20 protein-coding genes are annotated in these 18,994 nt (G+C 44.9%); 11 read left to right on the top strand and 9 right to left on the bottom strand.

What is annotated here, in order from left to right; translation table 11 throughout:
- Positions 1-8: 8 nt before the first annotated feature.
- Positions 9-1,607, bottom strand: a complete 1,599-nt coding sequence (locus BDI_RS09695) for an aspartate:alanine exchanger family transporter (RefSeq protein ID WP_008780166.1) — start codon at positions 1,605-1,607, stop codon at positions 9-11.
- Positions 1,608-1,737: 130 nt separating this feature from the next.
- Here BDI_RS09695 and truA point away from each other — a divergent pair, with 130 nt between their 5' ends.
- Genes truA through BDI_RS09680 form a run of 3 tightly spaced genes read left to right on the top strand, consistent with a single transcriptional unit; the run spans position 1,738 to position 4,037 of the window.
- Positions 1,738-2,496, top strand: a complete 759-nt coding sequence (gene truA, locus BDI_RS09690; RefSeq protein WP_009275803.1) for a tRNA pseudouridine(38-40) synthase TruA — start codon at positions 1,738-1,740, stop codon at positions 2,494-2,496.
- Between the two features lie 3 nt (positions 2,497-2,499).
- A complete protein-coding gene (locus BDI_RS09685; protein WP_005854727.1) occupies positions 2,500-3,396 on the top strand; it encodes a DMT family transporter in 897 nt (298 codons plus the stop codon).
- 11 nt (positions 3,397-3,407) lie between these two features.
- Positions 3,408-4,037 carry a DUF3256 family protein gene (locus BDI_RS09680; protein ID WP_008780168.1) on the top strand — a complete coding sequence of 210 codons (630 nt, stop codon included), beginning with the start codon at positions 3,408-3,410 and terminating at the stop codon, positions 4,035-4,037.
- A gap of 119 nt (positions 4,038-4,156) precedes the next feature.
- Here the strand turns inward: BDI_RS09680 and BDI_RS09675 are convergent, their stop codons facing one another.
- The 5 genes from BDI_RS09675 to BDI_RS09655 all read right to left on the bottom strand — a co-directional run bounded on the left by BDI_RS09675 (position 4,157) and on the right by BDI_RS09655 (position 8,044).
- Positions 4,157-4,999 carry a PepSY-like domain-containing protein gene (locus BDI_RS09675; RefSeq protein WP_008780169.1) on the bottom strand — a complete coding sequence of 281 codons (843 nt, stop codon included), beginning with the start codon at positions 4,997-4,999 and terminating at the stop codon, positions 4,157-4,159.
- Positions 5,000-5,048: 49 nt separating this feature from the next.
- A complete protein-coding gene (locus tag BDI_RS09670; RefSeq protein ID WP_005854734.1) occupies positions 5,049-5,492 on the bottom strand; it encodes a PepSY-like domain-containing protein in 444 nt (147 codons plus the stop codon).
- A gap of 67 nt (positions 5,493-5,559) precedes the next feature.
- Positions 5,560-6,831, bottom strand: a complete 1,272-nt coding sequence (locus tag BDI_RS09665; protein ID WP_008780170.1) for a sensor histidine kinase — start codon at positions 6,829-6,831, stop codon at positions 5,560-5,562.
- A 2-nt stretch (positions 6,832-6,833) separates the two neighbouring features.
- On the bottom strand, positions 6,834-7,514 hold the full coding sequence (locus BDI_RS09660; RefSeq protein WP_005854737.1) for a response regulator transcription factor: 681 nt from the start codon (positions 7,512-7,514) through the stop codon (positions 6,834-6,836).
- 77 nt (positions 7,515-7,591) lie between these two features.
- Positions 7,592-8,044 carry a PepSY-like domain-containing protein gene (locus tag BDI_RS09655; RefSeq protein ID WP_005854740.1) on the bottom strand — a complete coding sequence of 151 codons (453 nt, stop codon included), beginning with the start codon at positions 8,042-8,044 and terminating at the stop codon, positions 7,592-7,594.
- A gap of 69 nt (positions 8,045-8,113) precedes the next feature.
- Between BDI_RS09655 and BDI_RS09650 the strand changes: the two genes are divergently transcribed.
- From BDI_RS09650 to BDI_RS09620, 7 genes are all read left to right on the top strand, one after another.
- A complete protein-coding gene (locus BDI_RS09650; RefSeq protein WP_005854742.1) occupies positions 8,114-8,665 on the top strand; it encodes an RNA polymerase sigma factor in 552 nt (183 codons plus the stop codon).
- Entirely contained in the window at positions 8,656-9,201 is a 546-nt protein-coding gene (locus BDI_RS09645; RefSeq protein ID WP_005864833.1) for a hypothetical protein, read from the top strand. Before BDI_RS09650 ends, BDI_RS09645 begins: the two co-directional genes overlap by 10 nt.
- Positions 9,202-9,214: 13 nt before the next feature.
- Positions 9,215-9,679, top strand: coding sequence for a hypothetical protein (locus BDI_RS09640; RefSeq protein WP_005854747.1), 465 nt, complete (start codon positions 9,215-9,217; stop codon positions 9,677-9,679).
- 21 nt (positions 9,680-9,700) lie between these two features.
- A complete protein-coding gene (locus BDI_RS09635; RefSeq protein ID WP_011966635.1) occupies positions 9,701-10,606 on the top strand; it encodes an outer membrane beta-barrel protein in 906 nt (301 codons plus the stop codon).
- A 218-nt stretch (positions 10,607-10,824) separates the two neighbouring features.
- Complete coding sequence (gene trxA, locus BDI_RS09630) at positions 10,825-11,295, top strand: thioredoxin (protein WP_005854752.1); 471 nt, start codon at positions 10,825-10,827, stop codon at positions 11,293-11,295.
- A gap of 119 nt (positions 11,296-11,414) precedes the next feature.
- The gene (locus BDI_RS09625; protein WP_011966634.1) at positions 11,415-12,251 is read left to right on the top strand and encodes a helix-turn-helix domain-containing protein; all 837 of its coding nucleotides are present in this window, start codon (positions 11,415-11,417) and stop codon (positions 12,249-12,251) included.
- A gap of 93 nt (positions 12,252-12,344) precedes the next feature.
- Positions 12,345-12,926, top strand: a complete 582-nt coding sequence (locus tag BDI_RS09620) for a DUF417 family protein (protein WP_005864846.1) — start codon at positions 12,345-12,347, stop codon at positions 12,924-12,926.
- A gap of 54 nt (positions 12,927-12,980) precedes the next feature.
- Here the strand turns inward: BDI_RS09620 and BDI_RS09615 are convergent, their stop codons facing one another.
- Positions 12,981-14,468 carry a RagB/SusD family nutrient uptake outer membrane protein gene (locus BDI_RS09615; RefSeq protein WP_011966633.1) on the bottom strand — a complete coding sequence of 496 codons (1,488 nt, stop codon included), beginning with the start codon at positions 14,466-14,468 and terminating at the stop codon, positions 12,981-12,983.
- 33 nt (positions 14,469-14,501) lie between these two features.
- Positions 14,502-17,588 (bottom strand): SusC/RagA family TonB-linked outer membrane protein, encoded by a 3,087-nt coding sequence (locus tag BDI_RS09610; RefSeq protein WP_008773400.1) that lies wholly within the window; start codon positions 17,586-17,588, stop codon positions 14,502-14,504.
- A gap of 237 nt (positions 17,589-17,825) precedes the next feature.
- Here BDI_RS09610 and BDI_RS09605 point away from each other — a divergent pair, with 237 nt between their 5' ends.
- A complete protein-coding gene (locus tag BDI_RS09605) occupies positions 17,826-18,218 on the top strand; it encodes a YkvA family protein (RefSeq protein WP_005854762.1) in 393 nt (130 codons plus the stop codon).
- Positions 18,219-18,225: 7 nt separating this feature from the next.
- On the opposite strand, the gene bioD is transcribed toward BDI_RS09605, so the two are convergent.
- Complete coding sequence (gene bioD, locus BDI_RS09600) at positions 18,226-18,906, bottom strand: dethiobiotin synthase (RefSeq protein ID WP_009275806.1); 681 nt, start codon at positions 18,904-18,906, stop codon at positions 18,226-18,228.
- Positions 18,907-18,994: the final 88 nt, after the last annotated feature.

Genomic DNA, 18,994 nt, shown 5'->3' with positions numbered 1-18,994 from the left:
ATAAAGATTTAGACAATCAAATTCGCTATCATCTGTATAAACAAGATCAGGAATACCATCGCTATCGGATAAACCGTCGCATAAGCCACGCTTGGGGCTGGGCTGTCTGTCATAGAATCTGCGGCGGCAAGTCCCGGGGTACTGGTCATACCACCGGCGATTGTTCCGACTAAATCGAGAATGTTGATCTTAAAGAAATAATATCCAGCTAATACGGCTATAATCATAGGGATCATTGTTATAGCGATACCGACTCCGAATAAAGTTAAACCGCTTGATTGGAAAGTGGAAACCAGATTTACACCGGCGGATGTCCCGACCTCGGAGAGGAATAGCAATAATCCCAATTGGCGAAGCAGGTTATTAGCGGAACCGGACATTGACCAGATGATCGGACCTGTTTTTCCGATGGCGCTTAATACCAAGGCAACCATAAGGATACCGCCGGTTAGTCCCGGAGAGAATGAGAAGGAATCCGAGAAGGATATATTTAATTTTCCAAACAATACGCCTAATACGATACCCATAGCGATCGGGAAAAAGTCTGTATCCGAAAGACGTTTCTCATCATTGCCAATGAATTGGGCGAGTTCATTTACGCTTTCTTTCTCGCCGGCGACCATCAACTTATCTCCAAACTTCAACACCAAATTAGGTTCCGGGGAAAGGTCGATTCCGCTTCGACGTACACGGGTTACCGTACAACCGAAAGTTCCTTGTAAATTTAAATGGCCTAGCGATTTATTGATAATGCTCTTATTGGTCAGTAACAGGGATTGCAAGGTCTGTCCGCCACTTAACGGCAGATCTCCCTCGATACGTTCTCCCAACAATAATGTCAGTTGCTCCAAGGCTTTGTCGTTACCTACGGCCTTCAGTAAATCTCCCTCGTTAAGCGTGGTATGGGGAGTTGGCATAGATATGACATTGTCGTGTTTTATACGGGAGACTACCGCTCCGGTCATGGCCCGTACCTGCAATTGTGCCAAACTCTTTCCGCAGATGTTTTTATTCGTGACTTTAAATGCGGCGGTATGTAATGTAGGATATTGGCTTTTCCGTTGGGCTTCCAGCGCTTTAGCCTCGGCTATCAAATCCTTGCGAAGCATTTTGGGCAATAGTTTCACGAAAAGGATCACGCCGATTACGCCGAACGGATAAGCGATGCCATAGGCGATGGATGCTGCGGATGATTGCGTGGAGTCGATCGCTACCGCCAAACCGGGCGTACTCGTCAATGCCCCGGCGATCAGACCGACGATACTCGGGGTATCGATATCCAAGATATACTTGAATAAGATTCCTGTCAAGCATGCCGAACCGACAATTAATAACGTCAGGATAATGAGTGTCTTGCCTTTGGAACGGAAGGAGTCGAAAAATCCGGGGCCCGCTTGGATACCAATGGTAAAGATGAATAACACCAACCCCATATTCCCTAATTCCTTGGGTATGATAACCCCAAAATGACCGAATAACAGGGCGATGAAAATAACTGCCGATACATCTAGCGAAAGACCTTTGATCTGTATCCGGCCTAGCATGAATCCAAGCGCTATGATCAGAAACAGGGCAAAATAAGAAGACTGAAGTAATGTTTCAAACATGTCAGATAGTTTTGAAGTGAAGCTGTTAAAGATGCAAAATTAAACTTTTTAGCCCATTCGGGCAACGGCTTGGCAGGATTTCTGTACCTTTGTGCCATATTTTAGAAAAGAGAAAGTAAAGAGCATAAGCGTGAGACGATATTTTATATATCTGGGATATAACGGAAAGAATTTTCGGGGCTGGCAGATCCAGCCGAATGGTATGACGGTGCAGCAATCTATAGAGGAGGCCTTGGCCATCTTGATGCGTACGCCCGTGCCTATTGTGGGGGCCGGCCGTACCGATGCCGGCGTACATGCCCACTTGATGATCGCACATTTTGATTGGGAGGAACCGATCGGGGATTTGGTATTCCTCGCGGAAAAATTGAATAGGCTCCTGCCCAAAGATATCGCCGTTTATAAGATCGTGCCGGTCGTACCGGAGGCGCATGCCCGCTTCGACGCTACCTCGCGAACCTATAAATATTATGTTACGACAAAGAAAGACCCGTTTAATCACGAGCTGGTTTATAAGCTTCCCGGTCGTTTGGATTTCGAGGCGATGAACGAGGCGTGTAAGGTCTTATTCGATTATATCGATTTTACGAGTTTCAGTAAGTTGCATACGGATGTAAAGACGAATAATTGCCATATCCAACATGCGGGTTGGACGCAAGAAGGGGATATTTGGGTGTTTACGATCCGTGCAGACCGTTTCCTTCGTAATATGGTGCGTGCGATCGTTGGTACTTTATTGGAAGTCGGAAGAGGACGTTTAACGATAGACGGCTTCCGAAACGTGATTGAGGCAAAGGATCGTTGCAAGGCCGGAACCTCCGTGCCGGGACACGCCCTGTTCTTGGTAGACGTCACGTACCCGGAAGAACTCTTTCCAGTGGAGGATTAAACCATGTGGTTAGCTCTAGCCTTCCTCTCCGCCTTCTTGTTAGGTTGTTATGAGGTCAATAAGAAAATGTCGTTAAATGGGAATGCCGTTATTCCCGTTTTATTCTTCAATACGCTCATAAGCAGTTTGATTTTCGTCCCGTTCATCTTGCTCTCTTTTTATACGGATTGCTTGGACGGGACGATGGTGTATGTACCCCGTGCCTCTTTGGAGGACCATCTGAAGGTATTGATAAAGGCGGTGATCGTCTTATCCTCTTGGATATCGGGGTATTTTGCCTTGAAACATTTGCCGCTGACGATAACCGGGCCGATCAAGGCCAGCCAGCCCGTGCTTACATTACTGGGTGCGATGCTTCTGTTCGGGGAACGGCTGAATCTATTTCAATGGGTCGGAGTCTTGCTTTCTATCGCTTCCTTTTATCTCCTTTCCTCATCGGGGAAGAAAGAGGGGATTCATTTTGCCCATAATAAATGGATCTTCTTCACGGTCCTGTCTATCTTGACCGGAGCGATGAGCGGATTGTATGATAAGCATTTGATGCGTAGTATGGATGTAATGACGGTACAAGTCTGGTTTAATGTCTATCAATGTGTTATCATGTCATTTATCCTGTTGTTTCTATGGTATCCGAACCGGAAAAAGAGCACGCCTTTCCAATGGCGATGGAATATCATCTTTATCTCCGTATTCTTATGCGTGGCGGATTGGGTGTACTTTTATGCCTTGACATTCCCGGATTCTATGATCTCGATCGTATCGATGGTACGTCGGAGTAACGTATTGGTGACATTCTTGGCGGGAGCCATCTTCTTCCATGAAAAAAACTTAAAGAACAAGGCGATCGACTTATTCCTTGTGTTGTTAGGAATGATATTCCTATATTTGGGGACAAAATAGAAAATTAGATAATGAGACGAGTTATAGTTACGTTGTTGATCTGTGTCTTTGCGTTGGGAATGAACGCACAAGATATGACAAGTGTGTTCACGGCAATGCCAGACCAATACATTCCTCAATTGGAGCACGCTTGGCGAAAGGATTTGGTGGATCTTTATACTTCAGGAAAAGAATCCCGGCTGAAAAATACGATGAATGGCTTTTCTACCTTGCAAAAGCTAACGAACGATTACCTTTTGCTACAGACTACGGAGCGTAGCACGGTAGAGATGAAATTACTTCCCTTGGTAAACAATACCTACGTGGTTTGTATGATCTCTACGGTAAACGGCCCGGTTCCGGATAGCCGTATCGAGTTTTTCACGACCAATTGGGAGCCTTTGGCAACATCCGATTTATTCACGCAGCCAACTTCCGATTGGTATATCAAGCAGGGAATAGATAAGAAAGACGAAGCCTATCAAGAGGCCGCCTCACATTTGGATATGGATTTAATTCAATATCGATTGAGTCCGGATGATCAGACTTTGACTGCCATTTATACGACTCCTCAATATCTGAGCCAAGAGGCTCGTGAGAAAATAGAGCCGTATCTCATTGAACCGAAAGTCTATACGTGGCAGAAATATCATTTTCAGTAATTCTTTCCTTATCCATCCACTCCGATATAGTTCAAGAGGTTTTTTTGCGGTACTACTGCACGGCGGTTGCGGCAATACTGCACGTGGGTTGCAGTAGTACTGCGATAAAGAGCCTTTTTTTAATGGGTAGGAGAGACTAAGATCCCTTCTTCATTAAAAAGAATTGTTATATCTCGGTCTCCTTGCTCCAGCTCGAACTCATAAGAGAGTCCTTCCGCTTTTTGAATGACATGGATATCATCGATTTGATAAGAGGCATATGCGGAGGCCTTGAATGCGGTCATCACGATATCGGGTACTTGGGAAGAGCGTATTTCCCACTCCGTATATAACCATTTGTTCTGGGTATCCAGCCAAACTTCCTTATGGATATTCTCATGAAGGATATCCACCTCGGTACCTTTTGTCTCCGTATCTATCTCAAGGATTGTCGCTCCCGGATACATCTCTGAAATGAGTTCCTTAATAGCGCTGGGGGTAACAGAGGGACGATGCTCGTTGTCGCCGTTACCATCGGTTACTTCCTTGATGAGAATACCACCTTCCGTATAATGTAGGTCTGCATCTTGCTCGCCATTTTCAACGTCGAGAACGTAAATGGTACCAGCGTCCGGACGTTCTAGCATATCTACATCGTCTATCTTCCATTTAGCGTATAGGCTTGCCTCGAAACTGTTTTTTACGGTTTGGGGCAAAGCGTTGTAAGGAAGATCGGTCTCTGTCAGCATCCAGTTGCCTTGCGGATCAAACCACGCTTCAGCCTCATATGAACCGGTGTAAAATTCTGCTTTGACATAGCCTGCCTCGTTCTCCCAACTGACACGTTGCGCATCCGGATATTTTGTGTCAAAGGCTTTTGTTACAATACTCTCAGGTGTGAATTTGTCATCATCGTCATCACATGACATGAATACGAATGAGCTGCAAACCAAAGTTGCCATTATGAATGCTTTTGTTTTCATACGATTGATTTTAATTAAAAATATATTAATACTTATCTTAGAGTGTCTATTAGTCATCGATATCAATCAAGTTCCCTTTTAAGTCGAATGTCATCTCAAGACCGTTATCTAGCTTTATCTCATAATCCCGTATCTCTTTTTCTATTTTAACAACCTTATTCGATGAATAGTTTTTCTTGATAAGGTCTTGTATTACCTCCGGAATGATCGCTGGCGGGATAGGGAGCCCATGCCGTTTAATCTCTTTCCATTCTCCTTTATGGTTAAACTCAACATTGGTCCCGTCCGTGAGGATCACGTCGTAACTGCTAATCCGGATCAGATTTTTCTCTATTTGGATATGCGATACTGGGATGTCTTTAAAATGATCCGATATGAATTGGCGGCTGGAAACCGGCAATATGTTGGTGTCACTCGTGATCTTATCATTGCCGGCACAAGCCATGACAGATAATAATGATAAGACTATCAGTAAATAATTGATCCTTTTCATATGCCTTGTTTTTTATTATACCGCAAAGAAAAGGATGCATTTTGGAAAAAATTGGGAATTTCGGCCGTTAATAGAATAATAATGTGAATGTATGCATGCCATTTGCGTATTGGTAATCTATCCGGATCGAATATAGATCGACTATTGATTTGACAATGGCCAACCCAAGGCCCGTCGATTCTTGTTGTTTGCTTTGGCTGGCAAAACGGGCAAATAATAATTCCTTATCAAGGGTTTTGTCGATTCCCGTATTTGCGATTGTAAGCATACGACGAGAGATCGTGATTCCTATATCCCCTTTCTCGTAATTATGGACATAGGCGTTTTTAATGAGATTGGTGATTAACGTAGTGGCCAGCGATTCATTCATGGTGCATACCAAACTCTCTTTTTCTGAAACTCGTAAGTGGAGAGCTTTTCTTTCGTATATGTCATTAATTCCTTCTAATATCTTATGGATAAGATGATTTAGGCAAATATCCCGGGTCTCGGGGAATTGTTTGTTATCTATCCGAGAAAGTAATAGGAGGGATTTATTCAACCGGATGATGCCGTTCAACGCTTGATGCAAGCCAGCGATCTCTTTCAGTTGATCTTCTGTGCAATCTGGATGTTCGCTTAATAATTCTAATTTGTTCATGCATACGGCCAATGGAGTTTGTAACTCGTGGGCGGCATTCTCTACGAAATGTCTTTGTTTGTTGTATAGCTTGTCGCTCTGGTTGACGCTTTCTTGAACGGTCTCGTTTAATATCTTAAATTCCTCGATGGGTGTAGGGTTGTTTAATGGAGGATTATATTTGCCTACTTGAAAACTTTTCAGCCAGCTTAATAGCTTATATAAAGGCTTAAAGCTTCTTTTGAATCCTCGATGGATCACGAATAAGATACAACTTATCAATGCGATATATAAGACGGCCATGCTCCAGATAATCGTCTCGATCATATCTTCTTGTTCTAAGGTGGATAACTCCAGCGTCAGTTCGTAGAATTTACGATCTTTTGTCATGAAATAAGTGCGTAAGGCACGAACCGGTTCGTATTCTTGCTCTATCTCTATGTATACCGTAGTATCGTAGAACTCGTCCTTATCTAGTTTCGCTTCGCTTTCCGGAACCTCACGAATGTAGTACCGGGTCATGATATCCACATGATCTTTCAGCAATGTGCTGTCCGCTAAGGCGGAGCGGATGATAATCTCTTTGTAGTTCTCAAGGCTGTCATTTGTCTCGTCTTCTACCTCATGTAGAATCATAAGGCAGAAAACACATCCCCAAGCGGCGAAAATGACCAATATGGGGACAAATAAATTGCGGAGGGTGTAATGGATTAGCTTCATATTTATTCCTCGTCGGTCATTTTGTAACCGAAGCCATAGACCGCCTTTATTTCGGGGATGGCTCCGGCGGCTTTTAATTTCTTTCGCAAGTTTTTTACTTGGCTATAGATGAAGTCGAAATTATCGGCTTGGTCTATATAATCTCCCCAGACGGACTCGGCTAAAGTAGCTTTGCTGATCAAACGGTTGGGGTTGGATATGAAATAGTAGAGCAGATCGAACTCCTTACGGTTCAATACGATCTCTTTCCCGTTTATATAGACGGAATGTTTATCGGGATATATCGTTAGGTTCGCTAAAGACAGTTGCAATTCCCCATCTTGTTGCTTGCGGCGGATAACGCTCTTGATGCGGGCGTTCAATTCCGCCAGATGGAAAGGCTTGGTCAGATAATCATCGGCCCCAAGATCTAATCCTGTAACTTTATCCTCGATAGAGTCTTTTGCGGAGATAATGATGATACTGTCTTTCTTGCGTAAGGCCCTTAATTCCTTCAAAAGGGTAAGGCCGCTACCTCCCGGAAGCATGATGTCCAATACGATACAATCGTAATCATAATCATTTATTTTAAGAGAAGCTTCCCGGAAAGAGGAAGCGCTCTCTACCACATATCGTTCTTTTTCAAGAGAACGAACGATAACTTCTCTCAGTGCGTTTTCATCTTCGACTACCAGAATTTTCATAGGCTAGCTTGTTAATCACACAAAGCTACTGAAATATTCTGATAAAAATCTGGAATAAGAAAAGATTCAGTATCGTTCTACTTCAATAATTGGGCCTCTGAGTTAAACGTGAGACGAACCTCATTGTTCTCATGCTCTAGTTTGAATACGTAAAATGTTCCCGAAGGCTTGTCTATTTGTGTCACCTCATCTATCTTATATTCATGATAAGCCGAATTTGTTAGGTTATCCATGATGTCTACGGGAACATCTTCGGCATGGATATCGAATTTCGTACTTAGCCACTCGTTATTTTTGCCGAGCAGAACCTCTTTCTTAACGCCTTTATCCTTGATGTCGACTTCTACACCTGCGGCATCTTTATCGTAATCGGTAATGGTCGCCCCCGGATATTTTATCTGGATCACCTTTTGAATCGCTTGAGAGACCGATTTGTCATCGAAACCTTGTTTCTTTTGTTGGCAACCTACGGTGAGGAATAAGCAGCAGCTCATGAATAAAATGGCTGTAAATGATACTTTTAGTTTCATAACGTTTAAGTTTTCTATTACAAACAAACGGGTGACAGGCAAAGTTTTTTCCAAATAAGTTAATTTTCCATGATATGTTTTTCTTCCTTTGTCGTCTTGATTATAGAAATGGAACTTGAGACGTTTAAAATAACCGTACTACCTCTCCGGCAGAAGATGTTGAATTTCTCCCGGAGACTGGTTGAGGACGCAGCCGATGCTGAGGATGTGGTGCAAGAGGCATTCATAAAGCTTTGGTATATCCGGGAAAAACTGGATGCCTACCATAGCGTGGAGGCGCTGGCTATGCAGGTTACGAAAAATCTCTCATTGGATAAGATAAAGTTGCGAAAGCCGCAGGGATCGGAGTTGGAGAGCGTTACATTGATATCGGAAGCGGTAAGCCCGGACGAACAACTGGAGCAAAAGGATGCCGCCGAGTGCATACGGCGCTTGATCGCCCAGTTGCCCACTTTGCAGCAAACCATTATCCGGATGAAGGATATAGAAGGCTATGAGTTAGCCGAGATCGCGGAGATCACGGCTACACCGGTCGAGAATGTCCGGGTGAATCTCTCAAGGGCTCGGAAAAAGATACGGGAACAGTTTTTACAATTAAATAAACAAGAGAAATGGACATAGACGAGTTATTAAACCGATATTTTGAAGGAGAAACCTCTTCGGAAGAAGAGCGGGAACTTCGAGCCTTCTTTACTTCCGGGAATGTTCCGGACAGGTTGGCGGTCTATACGCCTATGTTTACCTATTTGGAGGAAGAGAGCCGGAAGGAGCGACAGCCGGATGAGGCATTGATTCCGATTGATGAGGATATCCTTTTTATGCTGGATGCGGAAAAGGTGGAGGAAAAGAAGACGTTTACTTTACGATCCGTGTTGTATTTGGTATCCGGTATCGCCGCCAGTTTCTTGCTGCTTTTGGGGCTTAACCATCTGTTGAATCCGGTAGATCCTTGCTTCTGCTCGGATAATTATGTCGTTATAAACGGTCGTTGTTATACGGATATTCATAAAGTTCGCTCCATGGCGCTGGAAGCTTTGCAGGAGGTGGCCACACCTGCGGATGAGTACTTTCCGGAAGCGGATCGTGATGAGGCCGACCGTATGATTATTGATAACCAATTGAACGAGCTTCGTTCTTTATTTGATGATAATGAATAAAAATACTGTAAATATGAGACGGTTCAAATACATGTTATGGTTGCTGGTGGCGGTATTTTGCTTAATGCCTTGTGGTGTCTCGGCTGCCGAGACACAGAAAGACTTGAAGATTCAGGAAGTCTTTCAACGATATGGCAAAAAACGTAATGTCACGATGGTGGAGTTGTCTAACGAGATGTTGGAAACGTATGGCATGACTCGTTATAAGAGTATTACGATCAAAGATGATCCGGAAGCCCTGCGGTTTACCCGCCAATGTCTGGAAGCGGACCAGAAAGGGGCCCGGAAGATCAAAGAGGTGACGGACGATGGAGGGGTAGTCTCCGCTTATTACCAGTTGAAGGGCGTAGAAGCAGATATCAACCGTTTTGTCCTTTTTAAGGTCAGCAAGAAAGGGGTAATAACCTTGGTGTACATTGAGGGAGATTTGGATAGTGATGATTTAATCACGCTATTATTTACGAAGAAAGATTTATAAACAAACAAAACAGATAGGAAGATGAAAAGAATACTTTTAGTCTTAATGGTTTGCTTCCCGGTAATCGGGTTGATGGCCGCTGAGGTTGAGCCTTTGGCTGGGGATACGATTATCACCCTTGAGAGAAAACGTATCGAGGTGAAAGATAATGGCGATCGCATGAAAGTCAGGGTGTATGAGGTAGACGAGGATGGTGATTCCGTGGACGACGAGTTGATCTTCGAAGGGCATTACCGGGACGGACAAAGCTATGAACGCCGTAAACACGTGAAGTCTATCAATATCCCTGTGCCTACTTGGGATAAGGACTTCAATCCGCATTGGGCCGGTTTTGGAATGGGCTTCGCGAACTTCGCGGATGGGAGTTTACATGTAAATGATGTAGACGGAGTCTCCCTTCGTAGTGGAAACTCATTGGAATATAATTTGAATGTATTGGAAAAAGCGTTCCCGTTCTCTCGGTATCGTTGGGCGGTGGTGATCGGTGCCGGTATGCGTTGGAGCCGTTACCGGATAGATACGAATGAGTATTTCAAGGAGATAGACGGTGTTACGGCTTTGCGTCCGGCTCCTGAGGGTGTTACGTTGAAAGCGAGTAAGTTGAATATCACGAGTCTGACCATTCCGTTGTTATTGGAATGGCAACCTAAAAAGCGTTCGAGTGAATTCTTCTTGTCTGCGGGTGTAGTCGGTGTGATCAAGACTTGTTCTTCCTCGAAGATCGTATATAATGACGCTTCCGGTAAAAAGCACAAAGAGAAAATGGGTTCCGGTATGAATATCCGTCCGGTAACTATGGATTTCTTATTTCAAGCCGGTTGGGATTGGATCGGTCTTTACGCCAAGTACTTACCGATCGACCTCTTTGAAAATGGGAAAGGTCCGAAGGTGCATCCGGTTTCTATCGGCTTGCAGTTGCATTTGTAGGTCGTTGAGTTTTTGCGAGATAAAGAACGTACGATATGCCGGATCTTGTTAGCAAGGTTCGGCATTTATCTTGAAAAAACTTATTTTATACTTTTTTGATGGGGATCGGGAAGTATTGCAAACTTATCCGGCGATATGGCCATTTCTTAATCGTGGAAATAAGATGAACTTTGCAATGTAAATAGAAGACAAAGTAATAAATAAAAAGGAGGTTCAAGATGGGTTTTATTAAGGTCGGTGCCGTATTGTTCGCAAGTCTTTTGGTAGGAATGGCGAACGCTAGTAATGGAAATAAGAATAATAACAATAAAACAGAAAATAAAATGACAGTAACAGAATTAACACAAGAAGATTTCGTAAAGAAAGTGTATGACTTTGAGACAAACCCGAACGCATGGAAGTTCGAGGGTGATAAACCTGCGGTTATCGATTTCTATGCCACTTGGTGTGGCCCTTGTAAGATGATGTCTCCTATCTTGGATGAGATCAGCAAAGAGTACGAGGGTAAAATCAACGTATATAAGGTGAATGTCGATAAAGAGGCGGATTTAGCGAGTGTTTTCGGTATCCGTAGTATTCCTTCTTTATTGTTTGTACCGATGAAGAAAGAACCGAGTATGGTTCAAGGGGCTATGCCGAAGAATGAGTTGAAGAAATTGGTAGATGATATTTTATTAGAGTCGAAATAACTCGTATAGTGTGTTTTGGGGATTAGTGACGCGGAAGTTTGCTGGGAATAAAGTGAACTTTCGCTTTTTGTTTATATAATATTGTTATCTTTATCCGTCTTAAAATCCGGAAGAAATCTATGGAATATATTTTTAATACTCGCTTAAGAGGTAATATAGCGTTGACCGATTCGTATCACACGAACCTTGCTTTGCAGAAAGATAATACGCTTTACAAGTTTATTTGGGTACAAAGCGGTTCGTTGCGACTGGAGATCGATCACGTACCGACTACCTTAGTGAAAGGTGAGATTATTCCCTTGACTCCTTTGCACCATATCGAGTTCAAGGCGATCAATGGCGAGTACTTGACCCTTCTGTTTAACAGTAACTTCTATTGTATTTTCGGACATGACAATGAGGTGTCGTGTAATGGTTTTCTTTTTAACGGGACTTCCAATGTGATGCAATTGAAATTGAGCGAATCCCAAGTTGCCTCTTTGCGCGATATCACCGACAGCCTAACGAGTGAGTACGCCATAAAGGATAATTTGCAAGAGGAGATGCTGCGTATCTTACTGAAACGTTTCATTATTTTGTGCACCCGGATCGCACGTGAGAAGTTTTCGGTAAGCCCGGAACGGGAAAAGGCGTTCGATATGGTTCGCCAGTTCTATGTATTGGTAGATAACCATTTTAAGGAAAAGAAGATGGTCCAAGATTATGCGGATATGCTGCATCGCTCCCCAAAAACCCTATCCAACCTTTTTACGACTTGCGGATTACCTTCTCCGTTACGGATCATTCACGAACGAATTGAGGCTGAGGCCAAACGATTGCTATTATATAGCCAGAAGAGCGCGAAGGAAATCACGGAGATCTTGGGCTTCGAGGATCAAGCCACATTCAGCCGTTTTTTCAAGAAAATGACGGGAGAAAGCGTCTCTGAGTACCGGAAAAGAGAGAAACGGGAATAATTGCTAACTCATCCGGTAAAATCGCCATTTACGGGATAGGTGTTTCTACCGATCTTTGCGGTATAAGTTCAATACTATAAAACAAATAATAAGATGAAAAAGTTGAATGACCTGTTTTACTCGTTTTTGCAAGTGGCGGCCTCTACTCAGAAGCTAGGTATTCATTTGATCCGTATATCGATCTTGATCATATTTGTGTGGATCGGCGGTTTGAAGTTCTGGAATTATGAAGCGGAAGGCATCGTTCCGTTTGTGGCGAACAGCCCTTTCATGAGTTTCTTCTATACGAAAAGCGCTCCCGAATATAAGACGTATAAATTAAAAGAGGGTGAGTTCGATCAAGCGAAGCATGAGTGGCATCAAGAGAATAACACGTATGGCTTCTCTCGTGGCTTGGGAATCTTGATCATGGCGATTGGTATCTTGACTTTCCTCGGCATTTTCTCGCCGAAGATCGGTTTGGTAGGAGCGGGGTTGGCTATAATCATGACGTTCGGGACGTTGTCCTTCTTGGTCACGACTCCGGAGGTCTGGGTACCTAATCTCGGCAGCGGGGAATTTGGTTTCCCGTTATTATCGGGGGCCGGGCGATTGGTGATAAAAGATACGGCGATACTGGCCGGTGCGATCGTGGTGCTGTCGGATTCGGCGCAACGGATCTTGAAAAAGAAATAAGCGAAACAAGAAAAAGGGGAATGGTTTTAATGCCATTCCCCTTTTTCTTGTTGGTTACCGTTTATTCTGTACGATATTCGGGTTTGCGTCGATCTCGCTTTGCGGAATCGGGAGTGCTACCCGGGGATCGGAAGCGTTGATCACCTGTGCGTCGGTAGGTAATTGCGGCAAATGCCAACCGCCCTTGCGGATTACCGGAATATTGTTACGCATGTAATCAAAGAACGCATGTCCTTCGCCAACCAATTCTTTGCGGCGTTCTTTAAGGATTCTCTCTAGGGAAAGCTCGGAGTCGCTAACGGATTTATTGGGGTTGGCTCGGCTTACGATTTGATTCAGGTAGCCTAACGCCTCGCTACGTTTTCCTAGCTTGAAAGCTGCCTCGGCCGCATTTAAGTATATCTCGGACAGACGGATGATGCATAGGTCATTGTCTTGCGGATTGCCGGTCAATACATCTCCTGTTTTTCCGGGATACTTCGCCAGATATTTAGGATGTCCGGTCGAACCGGTTGGAAGGATATCCTCGTCCGGTTTTTGAGGTAAGCGGCATAAGGCATGGCGAACATCATCCGGGTCTTCACCCAGTAAATCCAAGAAATCTTTCGTCAAGACCAAATTGTTCCAATCTTTCACGTTATCGGCATATACCATGGGAGCGCCCTCTCCGCCACTACCGCCGGAAGGCTCGGTAAGCGTAAAGTAGAACTCGAACAGGGATTCGGAATTGAAGTCTTTTCCCCATACGGAGGTATACTCATCGTACGTGAACAAGGTATAAAGACCTCCGTTATTGATTACTTCTTGAGCGTATTTAAGGGCGTTCTCGTTGTCGTTCATATATAAATAGATACGAGATAGAAGTGCTTTCACGCTCCATACATTTTGGTGACCGTCGGATTTGGTTGTAACAAGGTTGGGTAAGGCTTCGGTCAGGTCTTTGATCACTTGGTTGTAGCATTCGGCTACCGTGTTGCGAGACGGTTGGTGAGTCGGCAACTCCGTCTTGATCTCGATGGGCACACCCAAGGACGCCCCATTATCCAGTGTATAAGGCATGCCAAAGAGGCGGGTTAAATCGAATAAGGCCAAGCCACGCATAGCCAACGCCTCTGCTTTTATACGGGCGATTTCTTGCGTGTCGGAGGTTTGGACGCTACCGTTGTCTATTTTCTCGATTAAGCTGTTCGCTTGATGAATCACGATATAGGGTTGGTTCCATACTCTCGTGATATTAAAAGCGTCGTCGGCGGCTACGTTGAACAGATAGTACGGAGATACACGTCTGCCGGGACCTTTGTCAATACGAGCTTGTACGTCTTCGCCACGGCAGTCGGCATAATAGAGGTAGTTGTCTCCATAATAACTATGCTCGGATGCTATGCGATAGATTCCATTTAATGCGGTTTTAGCGTCTTCCAGTGACTGAATAGCGTTATCGCTGGTTACGGAAGTGGAGGGATCCAGATCCAGCCAATCTCCGGAACAAGCCGTGAATAAGAAAGGAAGAGCGCTTACGATATATTTAATTGACCATTTCATTGTATTTCTTTTTTATCGAATGAATTGTTGTGTTTAGAAATTAACTTCCACGCCGAAGCTAAAGGTTCGCATGGGCGGTGTCTCGCAGAATACCTCGCCGGATACGGGCACTTCCGGATCATATTGCTTCCATTTCGCCCAAGTCAGCAAGTTGCTGCCGGAGAAATAGACACGGACTTTATCCAGCAAGACTTTATCGGTCCAGTTATGAGGCAGGGTAAACCCGAACGTCAGGTTCTTTAACCGCAAGTGATCCGTACTATGTACGAAGCGAGAGGAACCACCGCTCACTTTGTCGGAGCGTCCCAATACGAAACGGGGAATGTCGGTGATATCACCGGGCTTTTGCCAACGGTCTAACTCATAGATGGGCAGGTTGCGGTTTCCTTCGCTGGCTCCGTCTGTCTCGATATACGTACCGGTCTTGTCGAAAGAATAGCCGCCCAATGAATAAGAGAGCGTAAAGGCCAAGTCGAACCATTTATAAGAAAGGATATTGGTAAGGCCGCCGGATATCTTCGGATCTACTTGTTTATAAGGAACCGCTTGCGCCTCATTGACATCTTGGGTCAAGGTGCGGTCTAGATTGCCGTTCTCGTCTTCCGTATTTTTATAATACAGCGCATTTCCGCTCGAGGGATCTACCCCGGCGAATTCCTTTACATAGAATGTATTGAATGGCAATCCTATTTTCCGGATAAACCAACTACTTTCTACCACTTGATCGAGATTACCATCAAGGGCCACGATCTTATTCTTGTTATGTGTCAAGTTCAATACCGTAGTCCAATTAAAATCTGCGTTCGAGATATTCAAGGAACGAACCTCCAGCTCGACACCTTTATTGTTTAACTGCCCCAGATTACCCAGATAGTTCAGGAATCCGGTCGTGGCGCTGATCGGACGGTTGTAAAGCAAATCCTTGGTGTCACGATTGTAATACTCGAGCGTTACGAAGATGCGATCGATAAACGCGAGGTCTAGTCCGAGGTTCATATTATAGTTCTTCTCCCATTTTAGATTGGGATTGGCTTGTGTGCTTTCATACGAACCGGGGTTATCCATATAGTTCTTTCCGTAACTATATAAACCCATATAACCGTAATAAGATCCCGGCTGATTACCGTTCACGCCATAAGAGGCACGGATCTTGACATCGCTCAACACCGGCTTTACGGCTTTCATGAAATCCTCGGCTCCCAGATGCCACATGCCTGAGACCGACCAGAAATTACCCCAGCGATGCTCCGGTGCCAATCGGGAACTACCATCCCGGCGGAAACTTCCGGCGATATAATACCGGTTGTCGTAATCATAATTCAAGCGGGTTAGATAAGAAAGCAACCGATAATCCTGTGTAGAGGATACGAAACTGTTTATAACGGCGGCATTGTCCGGCTCGAATAATTGGTCGGACGGCATCTTGCTTTTCTCACCGGCGGCTTTATCTGTCTGGAAACTTTCCGCCTCATAAGCGGCTAGTACATCCAGATGATGTTTGTTGGCGAATGTCCTCACGTAGTTCAATGAGGTAGAAGAGATCAATTTCCCGTATTCGATAAAACCTTTGGACGATTGGGCATCGCTACCGCTCTTGGGACCCGCCCCGCTTAATGCGTTGAAATAGCGGGCATCCTTTTGGATGCTATAATCATAGCTGAGTACTTCCTTTAATTTAAGTCCTTTGATAATCTCTACCGCACCGTGCGCCGTACCGAAGATACGGGTCATACGAACCCGGTTATAGTCGGTACGCATATCCCGCAAAGGATTTACGTTCGTTCCGGGATAGGTATTGGCGTAGGAACCATCCTCGTTAAATACTGGGTAGGAGGGAGGAGTGGCTACTGCCATGCAATAGAAAGGATTGATACTGGATGTACGTTCCTCGTTCATCTCTTGATTCACTTGCGAGAACATGAGGTTCGCTCCGGCCTCGCCTCGTTTGCCGATCTTTTGTTGTACGTTAAAGCGTCCGGAGTATCGTTCCATCGATGAGTTCTCCACCAGACCCTCTTGTTTTTGATAACCCAAGGAGCTGTAGACCGTCGTGTTCTCGGAGCCACCGGAAACGGAAGCCTCATAATTTTGATGTACGGCCTGTCTCATCAACACGTCTTTCCAATCGGTATAGCCTAAAGCGGGAACAGAAGTGTATGCCCCGATATTGGCGTTGGCGTACTCTTCCGGAGTCTGGGTGAAAGATGCGGGATCTTTGGCGATCTGGTCTTGCGCGTAATTAACCAAGCCTTCATAAAGTAGTTCCCGGCGTTGCTCTCCGTTGAGGGTCGGGCGGAAGTCTACCGCCGCGTCCGAGAATCCTGCGCTAGCGTTCAACGTGACCCGGGTACGTCCTTTCGATCCTTGTTTGGTCGTGATCAAGATAACACCGTTGGCCGCACGGGAACCGTAAAGGGAGGCGGCGGCGGCATCCTTTATAACCGTGATATTCTCGATATCGGAGGGATTGATCGTACTCATGATGTTGGTCTTGGCATTGTTCATGTAGGAGGCCTCCGATCCGCTTCCGGTACTTAGGTTTCCCGAGGTGACGGGAACTCCGTCTATCACAAACAAAGGTTCGTTCGATGCGTTGAACGAGCCCATACCACGGATACGGATGGATGCGTTCGCTCCCGGTTGCCCGGAGCTTCCCGTGATATTGACACCGGAGGTCATGCCTTGTAGTTTTTGTTCTATGGAAACCACCGGCATCTCTTTCAGTAGGTCAGCCCGTAAAGTGTTGGCGGAACCGGTAAAGGAAGAACGTGAGAAGTTACCGTAACCGGTTACCACGACCTCATCGAGGTTCATCGCCTCCGGTTGTAAAGCCACGTTTAAGATACCGCTTTTCGGGATAGGTACTTGGGTCTGCTTCATGCCGATGTAATCGACAATAATGAATTTGGCGTCAGGATCAACTTCCAGCGTGAAATGCCCGTCGAGATCGGTCTCTGCTCCCGACAGGCTCCCTTTTACGATAACGGTCGCTCCTATCAGAGGCTCCTTGTCCTCTTGGGAAATCACCGTTCCCTCGATCTGTCTTTTTTGTGCATACGCTACCCCGGGCAATAGAAGTAGACATAGGAATAGTATGCCCCATGTTTTTACATTTCTCATCTCTTTTTGTTTAAAACGTCTTATTAATACCTATACTAACTAAAGGATTATCTGAAAAAGGCGTGCCAGATGTGATAAATCCTGTAGATTTCTTTATAATTGTTTTCTTATGAGATTATTACGAAAAGCTTTGAATACGGGTGTGGAGGTGGCATTGTGTAATATTTCCTCATTTGATGTGCAATTTTTCTACACTACTTGTTATCTTTGTGAAAGATGATTTAATAGGATTCGTTTATGGACACAAGAAAGATTGAGGATGTTCCTTTCGAGGAAGTACATGAGATACAAAGATATGGGACTTATTTCTCGGAGAAGAGTTTCTGGAAGAAGATAGAGCGGGTAGCGAAGAAAGTGGGGGCTACGGTATTGCGTCCTGTCTTCACGCTGTATTATATGTTGCAGGATGAAAAGGTACCTCTTCAACATAAGGCTTATATAATCGGGGCTTTAGGATACTTTATATTGCCTTTCGACTTGATCCCGGAGAGCGTGCTCCCCATTATCGGCTTCACGGACGATGTGGCGGTGATGACTTTCGTATTGAAAATGGTGAAGGATAGCATTACACCGGAGATCCGGAGAAAAGCGGATCAGAAAATACTGGATCTGTTTCCTGATCCGGCTTGATAGGGCGTTATAGCAACGGGCGAATATCGGGAAGCTCCTCGCTTCCCTTTTTCATTTCCGGAAGGAGGATTAAGGGGATCTCCGGGAATTTGGCCTTTAGATACTCCAAGGTATTCGCCTCGATCAGTGGGTCGATGCTTGGATATTGGTTATAGACGATGGCTTTTACCTCGATGCCGTATCGTTCGCAGGCGTACAGGCTGAGCAAAGTATGATTGATACTTCCCAGCTTGCCGGACGTGACAAGTATCAAGGGATACGCCTGTTCCTTTACATAATCGATCGTGAGGGATTCCATGTCGTTCGGAACCATCAGTCCTCCAGCTCCTTCCAGTAATACATACTCGTAGGTCTCTCGCAATCGCCGAGTGGCTTGGGTGATCGTGTCTAAATCGATACGTCTTCCATCTTTCGCCGCCGCCATATGAGGAGAGCAGGGATAGGTGAAGATATAAGGACAAGTCAGTCCTTGCGTATCCTCGTCGGTAAAGGGGAGCCCTTGGATTTGGCGGTGTGCCTCGATATCCTCCGATACGTGCTCGCATCCGGTCTGTATCATCTTTTGGGTGATCACTTTCTTTCCGGCTTTCGCCAATGCCTTGGCGATCATTCCGGTGGCTACGGTCTTTCCGACGTTCGTGTCTATGCCGGAGATAAATAATACATTTTCTTTCGTTTGATGGTTCATTGTTCTGTTGTTTAAATAGTTGCTTGATTAATCTTTTGTCTCTATGGATATTACTCCTTGTCTCTAAGAGATTTATTCCTTTTCTTCT

The organism is Parabacteroides distasonis ATCC 8503, assembly GCF_000012845.1.
Classification (GTDB): Bacteria; Bacteroidota; Bacteroidia; order Bacteroidales; family Tannerellaceae; genus Parabacteroides; species Parabacteroides distasonis.
Note: the sequence above shows the minus strand (reverse complement) of the source record. Positions and strands in the feature narration are given on the sequence as shown.

Coding starts and splice junctions, on each gene's coding strand:
- BDI_RS09695 (WP_008780166.1), bottom strand. CDS start 1,607: ATGTTTGAAACATTACTTCAGTCTTCTTATTTTGCCCTGTTTCTGATC.
- BDI_RS09685 (WP_005854727.1), top strand. CDS start 2,500: ATGTGGTTAGCTCTAGCCTTCCTCTCCGCCTTCTTGTTAGGTTGTTAT.
- BDI_RS09680 (WP_008780168.1), top strand. CDS start 3,408: ATGAGACGAGTTATAGTTACGTTGTTGATCTGTGTCTTTGCGTTGGGA.
- BDI_RS09675 (WP_008780169.1), bottom strand. CDS start 4,999: ATGAAAACAAAAGCATTCATAATGGCAACTTTGGTTTGCAGCTCATTC.
- BDI_RS09670 (WP_005854734.1), bottom strand. CDS start 5,492: ATGAAAAGGATCAATTATTTACTGATAGTCTTATCATTATTATCTGTC.
- BDI_RS09665 (WP_008780170.1), bottom strand. CDS start 6,831: ATGAAGCTAATCCATTACACCCTCCGCAATTTATTTGTCCCCATATTG.
- BDI_RS09660 (WP_005854737.1), bottom strand. CDS start 7,514: ATGAAAATTCTGGTAGTCGAAGATGAAAACGCACTGAGAGAAGTTATC.
- BDI_RS09655 (WP_005854740.1), bottom strand. CDS start 8,044: ATGAAACTAAAAGTATCATTTACAGCCATTTTATTCATGAGCTGCTGC.
- BDI_RS09650 (WP_005854742.1), top strand. CDS start 8,114: ATGATATGTTTTTCTTCCTTTGTCGTCTTGATTATAGAAATGGAACTT.
- BDI_RS09645 (WP_005864833.1), top strand. CDS start 8,656: ATGGACATAGACGAGTTATTAAACCGATATTTTGAAGGAGAAACCTCT.
- BDI_RS09640 (WP_005854747.1), top strand. CDS start 9,215: ATGAGACGGTTCAAATACATGTTATGGTTGCTGGTGGCGGTATTTTGC.
- BDI_RS09635 (WP_011966635.1), top strand. CDS start 9,701: ATGAAAAGAATACTTTTAGTCTTAATGGTTTGCTTCCCGGTAATCGGG.
- trxA (WP_005854752.1), top strand. CDS start 10,825: ATGGGTTTTATTAAGGTCGGTGCCGTATTGTTCGCAAGTCTTTTGGTA.
- BDI_RS09625 (WP_011966634.1), top strand. CDS start 11,415: ATGGAATATATTTTTAATACTCGCTTAAGAGGTAATATAGCGTTGACC.
- BDI_RS09620 (WP_005864846.1), top strand. CDS start 12,345: ATGAAAAAGTTGAATGACCTGTTTTACTCGTTTTTGCAAGTGGCGGCC.
- BDI_RS09615 (WP_011966633.1), bottom strand. CDS start 14,468: ATGAAATGGTCAATTAAATATATCGTAAGCGCTCTTCCTTTCTTATTC.
- BDI_RS09610 (WP_008773400.1), bottom strand. CDS start 17,588: ATGAGAAATGTAAAAACATGGGGCATACTATTCCTATGTCTACTTCTA.
- BDI_RS09605 (WP_005854762.1), top strand. CDS start 17,826: ATGGACACAAGAAAGATTGAGGATGTTCCTTTCGAGGAAGTACATGAG.
- bioD (WP_009275806.1), bottom strand. CDS start 18,906: ATGAACCATCAAACGAAAGAAAATGTATTATTTATCTCCGGCATAGAC.